Origin of the sequence: Thalassotalea nanhaiensis (assembly GCF_031583575.1) — a bacterium.
In the GTDB taxonomy this organism is placed as follows: Bacteria; Pseudomonadota; Gammaproteobacteria; order Enterobacterales; family Alteromonadaceae; genus Thalassotalea_A; species Thalassotalea_A nanhaiensis.
The window spans coordinates 257,795-277,171 of sequence record NZ_CP134146.1; the positions used below are offsets into that span (position 1 = coordinate 257,795).

At 38.9% G+C, this 19,377-nt stretch carries 23 protein-coding genes; 20 read left to right on the forward strand and 3 right to left on the reverse strand.

Going from position 1 to position 19,377, the window contains the following annotated elements:
• Nucleotides 1–46: 46 nt before the first annotated feature.
• Complete coding sequence (locus RI845_RS01185) at nucleotides 47–1,078, forward strand: zinc-binding dehydrogenase (protein ID WP_348387931.1); 1,032 nt, start codon at nucleotides 47–49, stop codon at nucleotides 1,076–1,078.
• A gap of 34 nt (nucleotides 1,079–1,112) precedes the next feature.
• On the opposite strand, the gene RI845_RS01190 is transcribed toward RI845_RS01185, so the two are convergent.
• Complete coding sequence (locus tag RI845_RS01190) at nucleotides 1,113–2,510, reverse strand: sodium/proline symporter (protein ID WP_348387932.1); 1,398 nt, start codon at nucleotides 2,508–2,510, stop codon at nucleotides 1,113–1,115.
• A gap of 105 nt (nucleotides 2,511–2,615) precedes the next feature.
• A complete protein-coding gene (gene bluB / locus RI845_RS01195; protein ID WP_348387933.1) occupies nucleotides 2,616–3,275 on the reverse strand; it encodes a 5,6-dimethylbenzimidazole synthase in 660 nt (219 codons plus the stop codon).
• A 176-nt stretch (nucleotides 3,276–3,451) separates the two neighbouring features.
• Between bluB and RI845_RS01200 the strand changes: the two genes are divergently transcribed.
• Nucleotides 3,452–3,826: a BlaI/MecI/CopY family transcriptional regulator gene (locus RI845_RS01200; protein ID WP_348387934.1), complete on the forward strand. Its 375-nt coding sequence runs from the start codon at nucleotides 3,452–3,454 to the stop codon at nucleotides 3,824–3,826.
• Complete coding sequence (locus tag RI845_RS01205; protein WP_348387935.1) at nucleotides 3,819–5,024, forward strand: M56 family metallopeptidase; 1,206 nt, start codon at nucleotides 3,819–3,821, stop codon at nucleotides 5,022–5,024. Before RI845_RS01200 ends, RI845_RS01205 begins: the two co-directional genes overlap by 8 nt.
• A gap of 112 nt (nucleotides 5,025–5,136) precedes the next feature.
• Here RI845_RS01205 and metJ read toward each other — a convergent pair whose 3' ends face one another.
• Nucleotides 5,137–5,463: a met regulon transcriptional regulator MetJ gene (metJ, locus tag RI845_RS01210; RefSeq protein WP_348387936.1), complete on the reverse strand. Its 327-nt coding sequence runs from the start codon at nucleotides 5,461–5,463 to the stop codon at nucleotides 5,137–5,139.
• A gap of 204 nt (nucleotides 5,464–5,667) precedes the next feature.
• Between metJ and metB the strand changes: the two genes are divergently transcribed.
• From metB to RI845_RS01295, 17 genes are all read left to right on the forward strand, one after another.
• Nucleotides 5,668–6,834 carry a cystathionine gamma-synthase gene (gene metB / locus RI845_RS01215; protein ID WP_348387937.1) on the forward strand — a complete coding sequence of 389 codons (1,167 nt, stop codon included), beginning with the start codon at nucleotides 5,668–5,670 and terminating at the stop codon, nucleotides 6,832–6,834.
• The gene (metL, locus tag RI845_RS01220; RefSeq protein WP_348387938.1) at nucleotides 6,834–9,284 is read left to right on the forward strand and encodes a bifunctional aspartate kinase/homoserine dehydrogenase II; all 2,451 of its coding nucleotides are present in this window, start codon (nucleotides 6,834–6,836) and stop codon (nucleotides 9,282–9,284) included. The genes metB and metL overlap by 1 nt, the downstream gene beginning before the upstream one ends.
• Nucleotides 9,284–10,165, forward strand: a complete 882-nt coding sequence (gene metF, locus RI845_RS01225; RefSeq protein WP_348387939.1) for a methylenetetrahydrofolate reductase — start codon at nucleotides 9,284–9,286, stop codon at nucleotides 10,163–10,165. The genes metL and metF overlap by 1 nt, the downstream gene beginning before the upstream one ends.
• Nucleotides 10,166–10,395: 230 nt before the next feature.
• Nucleotides 10,396–10,620 carry a hypothetical protein gene (locus RI845_RS01230; protein WP_348387940.1) on the forward strand — a complete coding sequence of 75 codons (225 nt, stop codon included), beginning with the start codon at nucleotides 10,396–10,398 and terminating at the stop codon, nucleotides 10,618–10,620.
• 194 nt (nucleotides 10,621–10,814) lie between these two features.
• The gene (locus RI845_RS01235) at nucleotides 10,815–10,994 is read left to right on the forward strand and encodes a hypothetical protein (RefSeq protein WP_348387941.1); all 180 of its coding nucleotides are present in this window, start codon (nucleotides 10,815–10,817) and stop codon (nucleotides 10,992–10,994) included.
• Between the two features lie 50 nt (nucleotides 10,995–11,044).
• A complete protein-coding gene (locus tag RI845_RS01240) occupies nucleotides 11,045–11,488 on the forward strand; it encodes a hypothetical protein (RefSeq protein ID WP_348387942.1) in 444 nt (147 codons plus the stop codon).
• A 113-nt stretch (nucleotides 11,489–11,601) separates the two neighbouring features.
• The gene (gene bla, locus RI845_RS01245) at nucleotides 11,602–12,315 is read left to right on the forward strand and encodes a subclass B1 metallo-beta-lactamase (RefSeq protein WP_348387943.1); all 714 of its coding nucleotides are present in this window, start codon (nucleotides 11,602–11,604) and stop codon (nucleotides 12,313–12,315) included.
• A 151-nt stretch (nucleotides 12,316–12,466) separates the two neighbouring features.
• Nucleotides 12,467–13,111 carry a hypothetical protein gene (locus RI845_RS01250; RefSeq protein WP_348387944.1) on the forward strand — a complete coding sequence of 215 codons (645 nt, stop codon included), beginning with the start codon at nucleotides 12,467–12,469 and terminating at the stop codon, nucleotides 13,109–13,111.
• Between the two features lie 103 nt (nucleotides 13,112–13,214).
• Nucleotides 13,215–13,685, forward strand: a complete 471-nt coding sequence (locus RI845_RS01255) for an HAD family hydrolase (protein WP_348387945.1) — start codon at nucleotides 13,215–13,217, stop codon at nucleotides 13,683–13,685.
• 84 nt (nucleotides 13,686–13,769) lie between these two features.
• Nucleotides 13,770–14,249, forward strand: coding sequence for a GNAT family N-acetyltransferase (locus RI845_RS01260; protein WP_348387946.1), 480 nt, complete (start codon nucleotides 13,770–13,772; stop codon nucleotides 14,247–14,249).
• Nucleotides 14,250–14,300: 51 nt separating this feature from the next.
• On the forward strand, nucleotides 14,301–14,816 hold the full coding sequence (locus RI845_RS01265; RefSeq protein WP_348387947.1) for a lipocalin family protein: 516 nt from the start codon (nucleotides 14,301–14,303) through the stop codon (nucleotides 14,814–14,816).
• Nucleotides 14,817–14,930: 114 nt separating this feature from the next.
• The gene (locus RI845_RS01270; protein ID WP_348387948.1) at nucleotides 14,931–15,266 is read left to right on the forward strand and encodes a 5-carboxymethyl-2-hydroxymuconate Delta-isomerase; all 336 of its coding nucleotides are present in this window, start codon (nucleotides 14,931–14,933) and stop codon (nucleotides 15,264–15,266) included.
• A 121-nt stretch (nucleotides 15,267–15,387) separates the two neighbouring features.
• Complete coding sequence (locus tag RI845_RS01275) at nucleotides 15,388–16,623, forward strand: DmpA family aminopeptidase (protein ID WP_348387949.1); 1,236 nt, start codon at nucleotides 15,388–15,390, stop codon at nucleotides 16,621–16,623.
• A gap of 45 nt (nucleotides 16,624–16,668) precedes the next feature.
• Nucleotides 16,669–17,064: a YybH family protein gene (locus tag RI845_RS01280; protein ID WP_348387950.1), complete on the forward strand. Its 396-nt coding sequence runs from the start codon at nucleotides 16,669–16,671 to the stop codon at nucleotides 17,062–17,064.
• Nucleotides 17,065–17,126: 62 nt separating this feature from the next.
• Nucleotides 17,127–18,404 (forward strand): metal-dependent hydrolase family protein, encoded by a 1,278-nt coding sequence (locus RI845_RS01285; RefSeq protein ID WP_348387951.1) that lies wholly within the window; start codon nucleotides 17,127–17,129, stop codon nucleotides 18,402–18,404.
• Nucleotides 18,405–18,563: 159 nt separating this feature from the next.
• Nucleotides 18,564–19,016, forward strand: coding sequence for a hypothetical protein (locus tag RI845_RS01290; protein ID WP_348387952.1), 453 nt, complete (start codon nucleotides 18,564–18,566; stop codon nucleotides 19,014–19,016).
• Between the two features lie 90 nt (nucleotides 19,017–19,106).
• Entirely contained in the window at nucleotides 19,107–19,367 is a 261-nt protein-coding gene (locus RI845_RS01295; RefSeq protein WP_348387953.1) for a putative quinol monooxygenase, read from the forward strand.
• The last annotated feature ends 10 nt before the right edge of the window (nucleotides 19,368–19,377 follow it).

Consider the following 19,377-nt stretch of genomic DNA (forward strand, 5'->3'; position numbering starts at 1 on the left):
TTAGCCAGTTTGTACTAACTAAAATAATAAACGCAAAGGATAATTAATGGCGTACCCAAGTAGTAATAAAGGCTTCAGTTTGAATTTAATTGACGATTTAGAAGCACCTTTAAGTGATCGAATCACTTTGATTGAAAAGCCAATACCCAAATTAAAACCTGGAGAGGTGTTAGTAAAAATGTTGGCAGCGCCAATTAATCCCTCTGACTTGGTTTACTTAATGGGCAAGTATGGTCTTCCTCCGGTGGATGGTGCTTATGTCGGTTTTGAAGGCTGTGGAATAGTAGTAGCGGCCAATGCTGGTTTGTATGGTAAATGGTTAAATGGTAAACGTGTCGCAGTGTCAGCAACACCTGGCAAAGATGGCGTTTGGGCTCAATATGCAATAACCAAAGCGAATTACTGTCTACCGGTGCGCAAAGAAATAAGTAATGATCAGGCCTCTACTATTATCGTCAACCCTTGTACGTCAGTTTGCTTGGTTGAACGCGCTATTGAACTTGGCGCGAAAGCGATTGTTATAAACGCTGCGGCAAGCCAAGTAGGTAAAGGCGCTATTCGTTACGCAAAAATGCAGGGCATAAAGACTATTGCTACCGTTCGTTCACAAAGCAATGTTGATGCTTTGCAAAAACTTGGTGCTGACAAGGTCATTTTAACTACTGCCGATACGTTTCGAAACGAGTTAAAACAGGCGAGTAAAGATTTAAAGGCAACAGTATTGTTAGATGCAGTCGCTGATGTTGATACACCAAAAACAATGAGTTGTATGCCAAATGGCTCAACCGGCATTGTTTATGGTCGGTTAACCGAAACTCAAGATCCAATAGGTGGTCAGTTTTCAGTGGCAGATGTTATTTTTAAAACCCATAAAATAGAAGGTTTTTGGTTAGCCACTTACATCGGCAATGCTAAACCGTGGAAAGTGCTAGCGTTAAGTAAAAAAGTGCAAAAGCTATTTGCGCAAGGTATTTTTCAAACCGATATATATGGTCAGTTTGATTTTGGTGATTTCCCCAAAGCGCTTGAGCATTATGCTGTACACAAGAGTGATGGTAAGGTCATTTTAACGCCATAAAGTTAGAGCATGTTATTAAACATGCTCTATGATTTTATTTAGTACGACCCATCCAAGAGATAGCAAATGCCAGTGCAAATGGAATTAATCGCTCTAAATAATCTCCTGGTGGAGAAGGGAATAAACTTAAAATTACTGAGAGCACAAAGCCGGTAACAATTGCTGCAAAGGCAAACCGGCCGTCTACAGACTTACTCATTACCTTTACAATTAATAATGGCCCAAAAGCTGCGCCCAATGCGTTCCAGGCAAACAGTACACGAGAGAAAATATCTTCAGGCGCATATAATGCTAATAACATCGAAATGATACACATAACCACTACGGTTAAGCGTGAATAAAACAAACTTTTGCTGCTATTTTTATTGTCAATTACGTCATACGACATAGCCGACGCTGACACCAGTAACTGGCTGTCGGCGGTAGACATAATGGCTGATAAAATTGCAGCAATAATCACTCCGGCAACCACTGGTGGAAACAACATGTTTGTTACTTCTAACAATGCTTGTTCGTTATTCACTTCTGCCGCTAATAATACTTTTGCACACCAGCCAACAATTAACATGCCGCCAATTACAATGGTTGCCCAGCCGATGGCGATAATTTTAGCTTGTTGAACGGCTTTCTCATCGCGTAAAGCCATAATTCGGTTTACCACATGCGGTTGTCCCGGTTGACCTAAACCAATGCCCATTAACCCCACAATAAATGCAATGGCAATAAACCCACTATGACTGCCCGTGAGTTGCATTTGAGTTTCAGTAAATATGTGATGCATTTGCATCCATAAATCAGTAAAGCCACCCACTGCAAATAAGCCGGCAACAGGCAATACTAAACTGGCAATTGCCATTAATATGCCTTGCAGTGTGTCGGTTACACTAACCGCCCAAAATCCACCTAAAAGGGTGTAAATTAAAATGATTGTAGTGCCCATTATGATGCTGCTTTCCATGGATACTTCAAAGGTGGAAGCAAAGGTTGTTCCTGCGGCTTGAAATTGCGCGGCAACATAAAAGGTAAACGCAAAAACAATACAAAATGAACAAAACCAAATGATTGGTTTTTTAAACTTACCACTGCCACTTGCTAATAATTCAGTAAGGGTAACGGTTTGCTCTTTGGCCGCCTTGATTTGTAATTTAGGCGCTAACCATAACCAGTTAAATACATAGCCAAACAATACAGCCGGTACCAGCCAAACGGCAGATAATCCCATTGCATAAGCAGCTCCACTTACACCAAGTAAGGTCCAGGCCGAAGATGCACTGGCAGCAGAGCTGATGGCAGCAACCCATGGGCCTAAGCCACGGCCGCCGATAAAATAATCTTCAGTAGAGTTAGTTTTGTGATTTGACCAAAAGCCAATACCAATAAGAACGATTTTGTAGATCACTAAAGTGACCAGAACAGTAGTTGTGTAATCCATTGTACGTTTTTAGTTGTTATTATGAGGATTTATTCAATGATGATAACAATATACAACCCAAAATTCACCATAGCTTGCATTGTTAGTTTACTAAGGAAAATAACATTATTTGTTGTCAGAGTGATTGTTCCAACTATCAAAGTGAATAGCCGACTCCAAAGGTCGCCTTGCTAACCAGCCATGCTTTTCAAGATCAGGTTGGTCATTAAAGTGCGACACATAACCGACACACAAGTAAGCAACAATATTAATATCATCAGGAATCTGCAATGCCTCTTTGATGACATCGTCATGAACAATGCTAACCCAACCAATGCCAATATTTTCGGCCCTGGCGGCTAACCATAAATTTTGAATAGCGCAAACAGTGCTATAAAGATCCATTTCAGGTTTAATTGTACGACCTAAAATGATCGGGCCGTTTCTACTTCTGTCGCAGGTAACGCAAATACCCATTGGAGACTCAAGAATGCCTTCCAACTTTAACTTTTTATAAGACTGAGATTTGTCATCAGTAAACATAGCGGCAGACTGAGCATGTGCCAATTCAAATCCGTGCTTTATTTTCTCTTTAGTTTGCTGATTCTTAACAACAATAAAGTCCCAAGGCTGCATAAAACCAACGCTGGGTGCATGATGAGCCGCCTTTAATATTCGGCCTAATACGTCATCGGGAATAGGGTCTGATTTAAACTCAGCACGCACATCTCGGCGAGAGAAAATAGTTTTGTAAACGGCGTCGCGTTCTGTTTGGTTAATGTTCACTGGAGTCACAAACTAATAAGTTGTAAGGGAGTTGGCTAATGATATAGAGGTTGAGTTAAACCGCCAATAATTTTCTTGCTTTGATTGATTATGATGAAATTTTATGCAAAATAAATTTGCACTTATCAATTACATGTGTAATCCTTATTTAAATTACAAGTGTAATCGATGGGCATATGATAGAAATAAGTAAAGCAGAATTTGAAGTATTGGAAGCTCTTTGGATGAATTATCCCGCGAGTGCCAATGACATTATTAACAAATTAAATGAAGAAAAGACCTGGCACGACAAAACCGTTAAAACACTTTTAAACCGCATGGTGAAAAAGGGTGCAATAAGTTTTGAAAAGCAACAAAGGCACTATTTATATTCACCCCTGTTAGAGCGAGAATCTTACACCTACAAAGAAGGCAAGAGTTTAGTCGAGCGCTTTTTTGGAGGAAGAATTGCACCTTTGGTTGCTGGTTTTGCAAAAACTGAAAAGTTATCAAAAGACGACATTGATGACCTGAAAAAAGTAATTGCTCAATGGGAGAAGGATAATGATTGATTGGCTTATTGAGCAGCAACTTGTCTTGTCTTCATTATTAATAGTACTGATTTTTTGTGAAACAAAACTGTTGCCGGCACTTGGCGCAAAATTTTGCTATGGCTTATACGCGGCGATACCCGTGGCATTAGTATTGGCTAATATGCCAGAGATATTAAAACCTGAACTTGCACCGCAAATAAGCCGTTATTTAGTGGCAATTAATAACAATAATGTAGCAATAGATAACAGCGTTATTTGGTTGACCGCTTGGTGCGTAGGTTGCTTTATTGTTATTGCCTCAAGCACTTTTTCACACCTGCAATTGCGAACTGCAGAAGTAGCGATAAAGCCGAACAGTAATACTGAAGCGCTTAACTTACCTGATTCATTAACCCCCTATGTAAGTAAGCATGTGGCAAGTCCGTTATTAATAGGATTACTTTTTCCAAAACTCATATTGCCAAAAAATTATTTGCAGATGTACAGCGCAAAACAGTTGGCCATGGTGATAGAGCACGAAGTTGTGCATTTTAAACGCCAGGATACTCGCTGTAATTTTATCGCGCTGATCTTATTAAGCCTATTTTGGTTTAACCCATTAATGTGGCTTGGTTATAAAAGCTTTAGAAGGCTGCAAGAAATCTCTTGTGATGAGAGCGTTTTAACTGACAAAAATACCGATGAAAAAATTCAATACAGTAAAGCGATGTTACTTAGTATCGAAAATACTAATAACCAGCTTTATGCATACACCCACTACACAGAGAAGCAAACTATGTTAAAAAGATTAAATTTTATTAAACAAAAACAACAGAACAAGCCTTTCGTTAAAGTTACTATGTTAGCGCTTATAGCAAGTTTATTAAGCAGTATGGCCATTGCCGAAAATACTCCCGCAGCTAAAAGTGCCGATGAGGTTGTTGCACCTGTAATGCGAGTTGAGCCAATTTACCCAGAAAAAGCGGTAAAAGAGAATTTAAATGGCTCTGTGGTTTTACAGTTTGATGTAACTGCTGCCGGTAAAGTAGAGAATGTAATTGTGATAAACGCAGAGCCTAAAAAGATATTCGACAAGTCAGCGAAAATAGCCTTAAGGCAGTGGCAATACCAAAGCTCTAGTCATGGTTTGAAGAACCAACTTGTACAATTAGATTTTGTGACTAAAAACAATGAAAAATCTGAAAGTTTAGTCGAACGAATTAAAGTGACCCAGTAAGCCTTTATTAATTAAACGACACAAACAAAAACAGCACCTAATTAGGTGCTGTTTTTTTGCTTATCCTCCTGAACCATGTATGGGGTAAAAGGAGGATTGATTAAGCAATTACTTATTCTTGTTCTTCATACTCAGAAAAGTCTGTAACGCCTTGCTCTTCTAGAATTTTACGAACACTTTCCGGTAAGATTTGCTCATTACCTTTAGCTAAATCACTATCGTCTGGTAATGGTTGCCCCGTAAACGCATGTAAAAATGCTTCACAAAGTAATTCACTATTTGTGGCGTGACGCAAATTTTGCACTTGTCTGCGTGTTCTTTCGTCAGTTAGAACTTTTAATACACGCAACGGTATAGATACAGTGATTTTTTTAACTTGCTCACTTTTTTTACCGTGTTGTGCATAAGGATTGATGTATTCCCCATTCCATTCAGCCATCGATATTCCCCATTAATATAAATTTTCTAAATCTTTCTTGTTATATATAAATTGTACTAGCTATAGATTTCTAGTCAACATCTAAAAGCAAAGATGTTTAGATGGCTAAAACTTCTTGACCTTGGAGGTGAATACGTTTAGATTTATAGACGTCTAAACATCTAGTTTTAAATTTACACCAAAATAACTGACGAAGAGCTGATTATGAAACACGATAAATTGAATACAATAGCTGTACAAGCTGGCATAAATAGTGATGAACATCATGGTGCTGTTGTACCTGCTATGCATTTATCGAGCACCTATAGTTTAAAAGGCTTTAATGAAAAGCGTCAGTATGATTATTCTCGTAGCGGTAACCCAACCCGTACAACACTCGCTGAGGTGATTGCCGATTTGGAAGGTGGCACAACTGGTGTGATTACCAGTACCGGTATGTCTGCAATTCATTTGGTATGCCAATTACTTACCAGTGAAGATACCTTGCTTATTCCACATGATTGTTATGGTGGCAGTTATCGTTTATTTACTCATTTAGCCGCGCGCGGAGTATTTAAGTTACAGGTAGTGGACCAAACAAATGAGCAGCAACTTAATGAAGCACTTGCGCAAAAGCCTAAGTTGGTGTTGTTAGAAACACCGAGTAATCCATTGTTACGTCTTGTTGATATCGCAAAAATTTGTCAGCAAGCGAAAGCTGTCGGCGCCTTGGTTGCGGTAGACAACACCTTTTTATCACCTTTATTACAACGCCCGTTAGACCTAGGTGCAGACATTGTTATTCATTCAACCACCAAATTTATCAATGGTCACTCAGATGTAGTAGGCGGTGCGGTGGTTACCAAAGACGCTGAGCTTGGAGAAACATTAACGTGGTGGGCAAATTGTATTGGTATTACCGGCTCACCATTTGATAGCTATTTAACCCTGCGCGGCATTAAAACTTTGCCGATTCGTTTAAAGCAGCATGACGAAAATACCAAGCAATTAGTACAGTTTTTACAAAGCCACCCGGCTATTAACACTATTCATTACCCAGGTTTGGTAGACCACCCTGGGCATGACATTGCCAAAAAACAGCAAGCCGGTTTTGGCAGCATGTTTTCATTCGAACTTAATGGCGGTGTTGACGAAGTTAAAGCATTGTTTGCCAATGTTAAGCTGTTTACCTTAGCGCAATCATTAGGCGGCGTTGAAAGCCTTATTTCTCATCCATCGACTATGACTCATGCCGGTATGGATTTAGATGCACAAAAAGCGGCAGGTATTAGCCAAACGCTTATTAGAGTGTCTGTTGGCTTGGAAGATATTAGCGATATTATTGAAGACTTAAACCATGCATTAACTGCATCACAAGCGGTGGGTAACTAATGCAACAGCAAGTACAAAATATTGAATTTAACGCTTCATTAAACCCTTTAAAACAGGTTGAAGTAACAACAAATGTTCATAAATTTGGTGGCAGCAGCTTAGCAAATGCAGCATGCATTTTGCGCGTTGTTGAGATCATTAAAGACAATGCTAAATTGAATGATTTTATTGTTGTGTCAGCTAATGGCAAAACAACAGACCAGCTGTTTGAGTTGCTTGAAAGTGCTGATAATGACCAGTTGTTTGCAACTCAACTTAAGCAGTTAAAAGATGATCAAGCGGCATTAATTAACGAATTGCTTGATAACAACCAAGCTGCACAATTATTGCAGCAGTTAACTGCAGATATTGAATTTATTAACACTGAATCGGCCAATAGTTTTAAGCAAAGCCGTAATGATGTACTGGCTTTTGGTGAGCTATGGTCGGCCAAATTGTTAGCTGCGGTATTAAGCCAAAATGTTTGTAAAGCCAACGCCATTGATGCCAGAAAGGTACTAATTCTTGATTCAGGCAATAACTTTCAGCTGAATGAACAGCTGAGTAAAACAAACATTACTGCTGAAAAACTAGCCAACCAGTTAAATATTTTTACCGGTTTTATCGCCAGTGATGAGCAAGGAAACACGCAAACCTTGGGACGTAATGGCAGTGATTATTCTGCCACCATTGCTGCACATTTATTAAATGCTCAAAATGTTACTTTATGGACGGATGTAAACGGCGTTTATAGTGCCGACCCTCGTATTGTGAATACAGCGCGCAAATTATTCCGTTTAGAAAACTCGGTTGCAAAAGAGTTGGGCCGCCTGGGTAATCCGGTGTTGCATGCCAATACCTTAAACCCACTAACAACACATAATATTCATTTGAATGTGGCCAGTAGTTTTGCACCGCAAGATAGTGGTACAGAAATTGGCGCATTTGGTGAAATAGCCAAGAGTGAGATCTCGGTTACCCATAATAATGAGCTGATCAAAATAGACTCTACCGAGTTTGATGTTAAAACATTAGAGCAAATAAATACTCGTTTTCAGCCAATTTACCAATGCCAAAATAACACCTGCATTGTTATTTCACAGCAGTTTGCTGATTTAGCATTACATTACTTGCAAGCGCAAAACATTACGTTTTCGACCCTGAAAGTGTCATTAATTGCGGTTGTTGGTTATCAAGTTGCCAACCGAGGTGAAATTAAAGCTCGCTTTAAACGTGCACTTAAGCATACCGATATTGCCCAATTTGTTGGCTCTAGCAATGGACATAGTCTATTGGCGTTTTTTGAGCATGAAAGCTCGGTTGAATTAATCAATAAAGTGCACTCGCAAGTGACTAAAGACAGTCGCAACATTGGTTTGGTCATTGCTGGCCTTGGTAATATTGGTAAGCGTTTTCTTGAAATGTTGCCACAGCAACTAAACCGCTTGCCTGCACTTGAAAACGTGCATTTGGTTGGCCTTGCCACATCAAAAAAAGCATTGATTAATACCGATGGTATCGAAGTAAATCAGGCGCTTGAATTATTTCAGCAAGACAGCTTAGCCTATGACAATCAACTGTTATTAGAATGGCTGTCACAGCACCCATATGATGAACTGGTGCTGGTAGATATTACCCCAAGTGAACAGTTCAGTAATTTATACCAAGCATTTTTTGAGCAAGGTATCCATGTGATCAGTGCCAATAAATGTGCGGGCTCTAGTAGTACCAAGGCTTATAACCAATTATTAAATACGCAGCAACTTACTGGCAGCCAATGGTTAGTAAACACCACCGTTGGCGCAGGCTTACCGGTAAATTATGCTATTAATGATTTACTGAATAGCGGCGATGAAATCAATGAAGTGGCCGGTATATTTTCAGGTACCTTATCTTGGTTATTTTCTAACTTTGATGGCAGCTTAGCGTTTTCGCAGTTACTGCAAAATGCGCTGGAGCAAGGCTTTACCGAGCCAGACCCACGTGATGACTTATCAGGTTTAGATGTACAGCGTAAGTTACTCATTTTAGCGCGCCTTGCTGGGTTTGAGTTAGAGCTTACCGATATTGAATGCCAAAACTTAGTGCCAAATTCTTTAATTGGTTTATCGACAGATGAGTTTTTAGCACAAGCCAATTTATTGGATGAATATTTTGCCGATAAATTGCATGAAGCTAAACAGCAAAATGGCTGTTTACGCTATGTGGCCCGCTTTAGCAAAACAGACTCTGGCTATAAAGCCAAAGTAGGATTAGAAATTTTAGCGAATGATCATGCGTTCGCTAACTTAACACCATGTGACAACATATTTTTATTAACCACCAACTGGTATCAAGATAATCCATTGATTATTCAAGGTCCTGGCGCTGGTCGTGACGTAACTGCCGGCGGATTACACTCAGATTTAGTTAACCTATGTCGTGAACTTGCTGTAAAAACAAAAGAAGTAGAAATTAAGGGGATTAACTAATGAATGCCAAAGCTAGACAACTCGATTTACTAAACAGAACTGTAAGAGATATTGATAACGACTTAAATGTCTCGTTTGAATTTTTTCCACCAAATTCTCCTGCAATGGAAACTACTCTTTGGGGTTCTATTGAGAGATTAGCACCGTTAAACCCAAGCTTTGTTTCAGTAACTTATGGCGCAGGTAGTGGTACGCGAGACCGAACTCACGGTGTGATAAAGCGCATTCAAAAAGATACCGGATTAATTGCCGCGCCACACTTAACCTGTATTGATGCTGGCCGCGAAGAGTTAATCGATATTGCCAAAGATTACTGGGAAAGTGGTGTACGCCATATTGTGGCATTACGCGGTGACTTACCAAACGACAGTAAAAAGCCAGATATGTACGCGAACGACTTGGTTGAGTTACTAAAAGGTGTTGCCGACTTTGATATTTCAGTTGCTGCTTACCCAGAGACACACCCGGAAGCACCAAATGCTCAGTTTGACTTAGTAAACCTAAAACGAAAAGTAGATGCCGGTGCTAACCGTGCTATTACCCAGTTTTTCTTTGATATGGATTCATATTTACGTTTTCGTGATCGTTGTGTTGCCGTTGGCATTGATGTTGAAATTGTACCTGGCATTTTACCGGTATCAAACTTTGCTACGCTCAAACGCTTTGCCGACATGACCAACGTGCATGTACCTGATTGGATGGGTAAAATGTATGAAGGCCTTGACGATGACCCAACTACCCGCAATATGGTTGGTGCAAACATAGCGATGGAGCAAGTTAAAATTTTAAGAAGTGAAGGCGTGAACGACTTCCATTTCTATACCTTGAATCGCTCAGAGCTAACCTATGCAATTTGCCATACGCTAGGTGTTCGACCTTAAAGCCTTCCTCCCTAGCTTGTATATAACAAACGCCATTCTGAGAGATCTGAATGGCGTTTTTTATGATAATAATAATTCTCAGTAATTCCTCATTCAGTTTAGACTTTTCATGGACTAAACTGAACAGTTTGAATTTAATATAGTTTACTGTAAGTTAAAGATAAAAAAGGTAGGCGCAATTACTAAGACGTCTACATAAGAAGCTGTTATATGCAAAAGGAGAATTGCACATGAATATCAATGTAACACTTGTAGGCCAGATAGTTTTCTATTCTATGTTTTTCGCAGGAGGCTTAAGTTATTACTTGGGCAAACGTAAGACGAACAACCCCAAAATAGCAGTCCTCATTGGGGTTTTCTTATGTATTACGCCTCCATTAAATTTAGTTTATCTCGTCGTGTTGTTGTTGAAAAATGATGCGGTGCAGATCAACAAAATTGATAGCAGTGTGTAATTTGCATATAACAAGCAATTAAACAGGGACAAAAAACAGTTTGCTGTTGTTCGTTCCTCACATTTTAGCAAACAATTTTTTGCCCATTAATTGGGCGTTATAGCGAAAGGTTAATTTTCGAGAAATTTGATATTTATATTTTTGTCCCTATATCAATAGTTATTACAGCAGCAATTAATTCAGGGAGATAAATTGTGATTGCAGACATAATGTCTATCTTTCAACCTTCATTGAAAAATCTAGATAAAGCCAAAGAAAGAAAATTAGATCAATATGAGAATGGCGACGATTCAAAGGTAAGAGCTGAATTAGATAAAATACTTAAAGAAGGGCTTTCACCTAATAGCTTTAAAAAAGAAAAAAAAGACATATAGTAATTCGCGATAACAAGCTGTTTAACAAGACAAAATACAAGGATAGTTTGATGAGAACTCTTAGCATAATTTTACTTTTTATTTTCTTTCAATCTACTGCAATGGCTGAAAAAGGCGTAGTTGTTAACATACTTCCGGATAAATTAACGTTATCGATAGACTGTGAAGCTCAGGTGAAATTACAGCGATTAAAAACAGAGCCTAAGAAGTTTTCGGTTGGCTACTCTTGCAAAAATTCGACGAATGGCAGTTACTATATGGACTTTCGTTTAAATGATATGGATATAGTAGCTGATTTTGATGATGGTTCAGCTAAGGTAGATGTTAATAAAACCAAGTTTAAATCATATACACTTTATGAGTTATTTATCGAAAGTAAGAACGGAGAAAAATTTAAATTTGTTTCTTACTGTACGGAAGATGTCTGCCTTGATTTAGTGGGTAATTATGAGAAAGAAGTAAAAGATTCTATAACATCCCAGTTAAGAAGGTAGCATTTATAACAAGGTACTCAAGCGAGACAAATAACAGTTGGCTGTTTGCTCTTTTGTCGCTATTTTAGCCAACAATTTTTTGCCTCGCTTGAGGCGTTAGAGGCCTTCGAAGTATGAGATTCATCATCACCTTTTTGTTTTTAGTGTCAGGGTTTGCTTATGCAAATAGTGAGAAACTAAAAATCACTAAATTAGCTGATAATGTTTATCAACATATTTCTTATAAAGTGGTTGAGCCTTGGGGTAAGGTCGGTGCATCAGGTTTAGTAGTTATTGATGGAAATTATGCTCATATAATTGATACTCCTTGGGGCCAAGAAGCAACTGAAGAATTAATCGATTGGATCAAATCAAAAGGTCTTGTCATTAAAAGTACTGTAGTCACTCATTTTCATGAAGATGCTAGTGGTGGTATTCCATTTCTGAATAAGGCTAATATAAGAACATACGCTACGCGTAAAACTAACACTCTGCTCAACCTGAAAGATAAAGAACAATCCAGCCATGAAATTCCAAATAGTACATTTGAGTTAGTTAAAAGTACTATAGAAATATTTTATCCTGGCAACGGCCATACAGAAGATAATATTGTTGTTTGGCTTCCAAAGAATAAAATCTTATTTGGTGGCTGTTTCGTCAAGAGTATTCATAGTAAAAATCTAGGCAATACTGCAGATGCGTCAATTAAAAAATGGCCATCCTCAATTCAAAAAGTTATTAACCAATACCCAAATATTGAGATCGTTGTACCGGGTCATGGTAAAGTCGGTGATATAAGTTTACTTAAACATACAGCAAAACTCGCTTTAGATGCAAAAGACCTTTAACAAGTCATTAAAGCAGGAAAATTACCGTTGACTGAACATTATAGCCAACAATTTTCAGCCCCTTATTTGGGCGTTAACTTTTGTTACATCTTAAAGTCATTAATAGCTATCACTTCATGTTAAATTATTGTTTTTACTCGAGGATTGATTAATGAATAAATTACAAAAAATAGGGGGTGTTTCCGCTATTTTTGAAGCCATTATTTACGTATCTGCGTTTGTATTCTTTGGTGCGTTTTGGAGCTTCCCTACGGATGCTGATTCTGTACAAAAGTTTGCTTTTCTAGCTGAGAATCAGATCATCCTGTCCATTGTAAATTTCATTATGTACGTACTCTTTGGGATTATTTTGGCTGTATTAGTGCTGGCGATTCATGAGCGTTTGAAAAGCAATTCGCCAACTCTTTCACAAATCGCCTCTATATTTGGTGTTGTTTGGGTGGGCTTAGTCATTGCTAGTGGGATGATTGCAAATATAGGCTTATCTGCTGCTTTGGAGCTATCAACTAAAGACCCAGAACAGGCTATGACAGTCTGGCGGGCTATTTACTCAGTAGTTGAAGGTTTAGGAGGTGGAAATGAAGTTGTTGGAGGATTATGGGTTCTATTGTTAAGTTTTGCCGCTTTAAAAGGTGGAGAGTTTTCTAAAAGGCTTAACTACTTTGGGCTTTTCGTTGGTACTGTTGGCATCCTTACCGTTTATCCTGCTGACGTACTTACAGAAATTTTTGGTGTAAGCCAAATTGTATGGTTCTCTTGGTTAGGTTTCACTATGCTCAGAAGCAATCAAAGCTAACAACTGTTAAATAGGGAAAAACCAGTTGGCTGTGTTCGTTCCTCAATTTTTTAGCTAACTACAATTTGTCCTTAATGGGGCGTTATATGTACACGGAGGTTTGATGATAAACGTATATCTTTTTGATTGGGGCAATACTTTAATGGTCGACTTCCCAGGTGTTACAGGAAAAATGTGTAACTGGGAAAATGTTGAGGCTGTCACTGGCGCTAAAGAAACTTTAGAGGTGCTATCTAAACATTCCCAAATATATATTGCTACAGGTGCTGCCGATTCAACTGAGATAGAAATTCAACGGGCTTTTGAACGAGTGGGTTTAAGCCAATTTATATCAGGTTATTTTTGTAAAGATAACTTGGGACTATCGAAAGGAAGCCCTGAATTTCTCAATTCTATTTTGGACAAATTAAAAATCCCTTCAGCAAATGTGGCTATGGTGGGTGATAACTTTGATAAAGATATTAAACCTGCAATAGCTACTGGCATTCAACCATTTTGGTTCACTTCAAAAAATATTGAGTCATCCACATATAATGTTAAAGTAATTAAACAGTTAAGTGAATTGTATACTTAACTGTTGGCTCGGTTCCGCTTCGCTACATAAAGTTAGCCAAGCATTTATCAGCTCATTATTTGCGCGTTAGGGACACTTTAGGATGTGGAGACTTCTTTGATAGTTAGGCAAGGTAAACCTGAAGATATTTACGAAATTTCGGATATATATAAAGATTCTATTAGGGAACTATGTAAAGGTGAATATTCCCAAGAAATAATTTCTTTATGGGAAAACTCTATTGCACCAGAGTCAAGATTAAAATCAATAGATAGTGGTTCCCTCTGGGTCGTTGAAATCAATGGTGATATTGGTGGTTACCTTGTCTCCGTTCCAGGCGAGTTGGTCGCGCTCTTTATAGGTTCTGCCTATTCAGGACTTGGAATAGGAAGAAAGTTGTGTGAGTTAGGTATAAGACTAGCTACCAAAGATAGCCCGGTGGTTACTATCGAATCTACTTTGACAGCTGCACCTTTCTACGAAAAAATAGGTTTTACTAAAACTAGCAGCGGTTTTTTCAGTCATGGTAATTCCCAGATAAAAATACCAATAGTAAATATGGTCTATGACACAACGCGCACCTAACAAGCAATAAAGCAGGTCTTTAACGGGGCGTTAAGCCTTTAGGGGGAAACTATGAGAAAAGCACTAGTTATTGTCACACTACTCTCTTTAGCTGGTTGTTTGGGGATGCCTCAAACAATTGAACCAGTTAGTAATTTCAAGCTAAACCAATACTTAGGTAAATGGTATGAGATTGCTCGTTTAGATCACTCATTTGAACGTGGTTTAACACATGTCACTGCTGAGTACACACTGCGCGAAGACGGCGGAGTTTCAGTATTAAATCGAGGCTACTCGATTGAAAGCAAAGAATGGCAAGAAGCTATCGGTAAAGCTTACTTCGTAGATAGCACCAATAAAGGGTATTTAAAGGTTTCCTTTTTTGGTCCTTTTTATGGTTCCTATGTCGTGTTTGAGTTAGAGCAAAGCAACTATGATTATGCTTTTGTTTCTGGTCCGAATAATGATTACCTTTGGTTGTTATCTCGAACTCCTACAGTAGCTACAGAAGTACTTGAAAAGTTCAAACGTTTAGCAGAGCAAAATGGTTTTGATACAGAGCAGTTAATCTACGTAGACCAAAAATAACCTAACAAGGCGTTTAAGAGTGAAACCAAATGCGTGCCGGTTTCGCTTCTCTCACAGTATGGCACACTATGTTAGTTGCAGTTTAACGCAGCGTTATGTTTACAGGAGAATTCAATGCCGCATTGTGTAGTTGAACACTCATCAGCAATTGATGGAAATACTTTGATTCCCCTAGTTTTTGCGGGTGCCCTGGAGTCTAAACTATTTGAAATTGATGGTAGTGATATCAAGGTAAGGGCAATGCCATACTCTAATTATCAAACAGGTAATGTGGATGTAGATTTTGTGCATGTTACTTTAAAAATACTTTCAGGGCGTACTATTGATCAAAAATCAATGCTATCTAAATTAGTATTAGAAAAACTAAAAACACAGAATCTGGTTAATTGCTCTATATCAGTTGAAGTTGTAGATATTGATCGGGTTAGCTACTCTAAGGTTGTAATGTAAGCATAACAAGCTGTTAAATCAGAACAAAATATAGGTCGTTGTATTTCGTACTACAACAATTTACCTAGTAATAGGGCGTTATGTTATGAAAATTATTAGATAGCTTACTAATGAGGAACATATGATAAATATTCGTACCATTACTGCCATGGTAATACCTGCCACATTTTTTATTATTTTATTAAGTGTTTCTACACCAACATTTGCAGAAGACTCAAATCGAGCCCGTGATCTGGGAATACCCTTTGCTGGCAATCCAGGTCCATTGAACTCTATAACTGATGTAAAAGGTATTGAAGTTGGCCATGTAACTCTAGTAGAAGGTAGTGGTCCGCTTCAAGTTGGTAAAGGGCCTATCCGTACTGGTGTAACAGCGATATTACCTCGCGGGAAAAATTCTACATCCCCTGTTTTTGGTGGCTGGTTTACGTTAAATGGCTCAGGCGAAATGACAGGAACTACTTGGATAGAGGAGCGTGGATTAATTGATGGTCCTATCTTGATTACCAATACTCACAGTGTGGGAGTGGTTAGAGATGCTGCGGTATCTTGGATGGTGGACAAAGGTTGGGAAGCTGATTGGCATGCTCCGGTTGTCGGTGAAACGTATGATGGGGCTCTTAATGATATTAATGGTTTTCATGTTACCAAGGCTCATGCTCTGGAAGCACTGAGTAAAGCAAAAAGTGGCAACGTTGATGAAGGCGTTGTAGGCGGCGGCACAGGAATGATCTGTAATGGTTTTAAAGGCGGCATTGGTACTGCCTCTCGCCAATATAAAGTAGAAAGCCAAACCTATACATTAGGGGTGTTAGTTCAATGTAACTACAACTGGTCGCGCGACGACCTAACGATTGCCGGTAAGTTTGTTGGCAAAAGACTTCAAGCTGATCCAAACTGTTTCACTGATAGCAGCATCGAAAGACATTTTGGAGACTATTTACCTTATTGTGACGACCTTAACGTTGCTTCCATACAGCCTGACTATGCCCACGATGGTTCGATCATTATTATTATAGCGACAGACGCGCCATTGTTACCTCATCAGTTAAAACGCGTTGCAAAGCGTCCATCACTTGCTCTAGGAAGACTAGGTACTGTCAGCAACGCCGGTTCAGGTGATATATTTCTAGCGTTCTCAACGGCATCAAATAAACAAATATCGGAAAATAAAACATCCGATATAAACATGTTTCCCAATAACCATTTATCCACTGTTTTCAGGGCAACAGTGGAAGCTACGGAAGAGGCAATTGTTAATTCTATGGTCGCAGCTGATACTGTGATTGGCATCAATGGGCTTAGAGTCGTCGCCATTCCAGAAGATAAACTAAAAGCCATCATGCTTGAGAAATAACCATTCACTGAAGAAAAATGTGCACAAATTACTGGAGATCAGACAATGAGTGATGAACAAGAGATACGGGATCTATTCAACAATTGGATTAAATCAACCATCGAAGGAAATCTGGAGTTAGCGCGGCAATGCATTGCTGATGATGCCGTGTTTTTTGTGCCCGGTGTTGGTGAGATGGACAAGGAAACGTTTGCTCAGGCTGCTGCCGGTGGCTCGCCTGAAGAGTCCCCAATTGATTTTGATCTAGACAGTAAGCTTCGAGAACTAAAGGTGTTTGGTGACCAAGCCTACCTGTGGATTGAATCGACTCTTTTATGTTCACCAAAAAATGGCGACCCAGCCTCAAAAATGGCGGGGCATTCACTTTCGGTTTTAGAAAAGCGAGATGGTCGCTGGCAGATAATTCGAGATGCAAATACGATGACAGTGGTTGCTGATTAGTTGTTTTTTTTAAGAAAAACTCTATGTTGGTTGTGGTTTAATTTATCCTTAAGGATTGCCCAATGAAAAAATTAATAATAAGTATTATTTTTCTACAACAGCTCATTTTGAGTCATGCGCATGCTGCTCAACTTAAAGTTATTAAAGCTAAAAGTTATGTCGATGTAGCTTCTGGAAAACTAATATCTCCTGCGGTGATCTTAATTGAAGATGAAATAATACAGGCGATTAATCCTAAGAGTATACCCGCCGGTGCTAAAGTAATTGATGTCGGTGACCACGTATTGTTACCCGGCGTTATGGATATGCATACCCATCTCACCTCAGATTTTTATACAGGAGATCATTGGACTACCGCTGCTGTTAGGGAGACCACTGCAGATTGGGCATTGCATGGCGTTAAATTCGGTCGACAAATGCTTGAAGCCGGATTCACAACTGTAAGAGATGCAGGGGCTTTTCCTGGTTTTCCTGATGTTGCATTAATGAATGCTATAGAAAGAGGAGATATTATTGGGCCAAGAATGATCCCTGCAGGTCATTATATTTCAATTACTGGCGGGCATTGTGACGTTACTGGGTTTGCTCCCGGAATAATGGAACTAGGCCCGAAACAAGGTGTTGCAGATGGTAAAGCTGAACTGCTAAAGGCTATTCGTTATCAAGCTAAGCATGGTGTCAAAGTTATAAAAGTTTGCGCGACCGCTGGCGTATTCTCTAAAGGAGACAGTCCAGGTGCACAACAATATTCAGATGAAGAATTAAAAATAATCGTAGATGAAAGTGCACGGCATGGATTAAAAGTCATGGCGCATGCTCACGGCAGCGAAGGAATTATGGCGGCAGTAAAGGCTGGCGTTGCGTCTATAGAGCATGGCTCAATGCTAACCCCCGAGATAATTGATGAGATGAAAAAAAGAGGCACTTACTACATCCCAACAATTTATATAAATAATATTTCTTTACCTCCAGAGACCCCTGCATGGACGGTTAAGAAAAATGAATTTCTAAAGCCTCATATTGAAAACAGTTTTGTTATAGCCGTGGATAAAGGCGTAAATATAGCCCTTGGCAGCGACGCAGGAGTTATGCCGCACAATGATGCTCGATTGGAGTTCTTTGCCATGGTAAGTCGTGGTATGTCTGAATCTCAAGCGTTACAAAGTGCGACAATAAATGCGGCAAATTTATTAGGTGTGAGCGACCGTGGGCAACTTAAAAAAGGCATGCTAGCAGACATTATTGCAGTTGAGAGCAACCCTCTAGAAAACATTAGAGTAATGGAAAACGTATCCTTTGTGATGAAAGGCGGAGACGTTATTAAATCTATTAGTAAATAAAATTTGGGGGGCTTGTTAGCAAATTCCCCTTAACTAAAGATTTAAAACACAACAAGAATTTAAAGCGGGACTGCTAACAGTTTGCAGTTTCATTCCTCAACATTTTAGCAAACTAATAAAAAGGCCCTTAATGAGGCGTTAAGCATTTAGGGAAGTTTCGTGGATTCAGATAAGAATAAATTTTTAATCATTGGTTCTATTTGCAGCGCTTTAGCTGCTTTAGTTCATTTGGGGTGTATTATTTTCGGCGCTGACTGGTATCGTTTTTTTGGTGCTGGTGAGCAAATGGCTAGAATGGCTGAAGATGGACATTGGTATCCGACTGTCGTTACATCAATTATTGTATTGGTTTTATCTATTTGGTCATTATATGGTTTGTCTGGCGCTAAGGTCCTTTTTAAGCTTCCTTTTTTAAAGCTTGGTTTAATTGTTATTTCTCTAATTTACTTAGTTCGGGGCGTAGCATTTGTAGCAATTATGCCAATGTTTCCAGAAAACAGTTTAACTTTTTGGCTGGTAAGTTCGGGTATTTGTTTATTCATAGGCATTTTATATTCAGTTGGCACTTTTCAGAGTTGGTCAACGCTAAATGTAAAAATGCCTAACAAGTAACTAAAGCGAAACTGTTACTCACCGCTTAACGCGGCGTTATAAAATTTTCGGAGTCAGATGTTGTCAAAAGTAATTTTGAACGGGTATATATTGATACCAGATGCAGATTTAGAAATTGTAAAAGCTGAGCTTATTGTGCATTCTAAATTGACTAAAGAAGAACCAGGATGTTTGGTATTTAACGTTACACCAGATGATAAAAACGTAAACAAGTTTAATGTGTATGAAGAATTCATCGATCAAATCGCTTTTGATAACCACCAATCTAGAGTTAAACGTTCAAATTGGGGTAAAGTGACAAAACGGGTTACACGTGAATATCAAATTAGTTACGATGTACAAAACATATAATAAGACGTTA

Bases quoted from the DNA above. Each gene is read 5' to 3' on its own strand.
- RI845_RS01185 (WP_348387931.1), top strand. From the start codon at position 47: ATGGCGTACCCAAGTAGTAATAAAGGCTTCAGTTTGAATTTAATTGAC.
- RI845_RS01190 (WP_348387932.1), bottom strand. From the start codon at position 2,510: ATGGATTACACAACTACTGTTCTGGTCACTTTAGTGATCTACAAAATC.
- RI845_RS01200 (WP_348387934.1), top strand. From the start codon at position 3,452: ATGATAGAAATAAGTAAAGCAGAATTTGAAGTATTGGAAGCTCTTTGG.
- RI845_RS01205 (WP_348387935.1), top strand. From the start codon at position 3,819: ATGATTGATTGGCTTATTGAGCAGCAACTTGTCTTGTCTTCATTATTA.
- metJ (WP_348387936.1), bottom strand. From the start codon at position 5,463: ATGGCTGAATGGAATGGGGAATACATCAATCCTTATGCACAACACGGT.
- metB (WP_348387937.1), top strand. From the start codon at position 5,668: ATGAAACACGATAAATTGAATACAATAGCTGTACAAGCTGGCATAAAT.
- metL (WP_348387938.1), top strand. From the start codon at position 6,834: ATGCAACAGCAAGTACAAAATATTGAATTTAACGCTTCATTAAACCCT.
- metF (WP_348387939.1), top strand. From the start codon at position 9,284: ATGAATGCCAAAGCTAGACAACTCGATTTACTAAACAGAACTGTAAGA.
- RI845_RS01230 (WP_348387940.1), top strand. From the start codon at position 10,396: ATGAATATCAATGTAACACTTGTAGGCCAGATAGTTTTCTATTCTATG.
- RI845_RS01240 (WP_348387942.1), top strand. From the start codon at position 11,045: ATGAGAACTCTTAGCATAATTTTACTTTTTATTTTCTTTCAATCTACT.
- bla (WP_348387943.1), top strand. From the start codon at position 11,602: ATGAGATTCATCATCACCTTTTTGTTTTTAGTGTCAGGGTTTGCTTAT.
- RI845_RS01250 (WP_348387944.1), top strand. From the start codon at position 12,467: ATGAATAAATTACAAAAAATAGGGGGTGTTTCCGCTATTTTTGAAGCC.
- RI845_RS01255 (WP_348387945.1), top strand. From the start codon at position 13,215: ATGATAAACGTATATCTTTTTGATTGGGGCAATACTTTAATGGTCGAC.
- RI845_RS01265 (WP_348387947.1), top strand. From the start codon at position 14,301: ATGAGAAAAGCACTAGTTATTGTCACACTACTCTCTTTAGCTGGTTGT.
- RI845_RS01270 (WP_348387948.1), top strand. From the start codon at position 14,931: ATGCCGCATTGTGTAGTTGAACACTCATCAGCAATTGATGGAAATACT.
- RI845_RS01275 (WP_348387949.1), top strand. From the start codon at position 15,388: ATGATAAATATTCGTACCATTACTGCCATGGTAATACCTGCCACATTT.
- RI845_RS01280 (WP_348387950.1), top strand. From the start codon at position 16,669: ATGAGTGATGAACAAGAGATACGGGATCTATTCAACAATTGGATTAAA.
- RI845_RS01285 (WP_348387951.1), top strand. From the start codon at position 17,127: ATGAAAAAATTAATAATAAGTATTATTTTTCTACAACAGCTCATTTTG.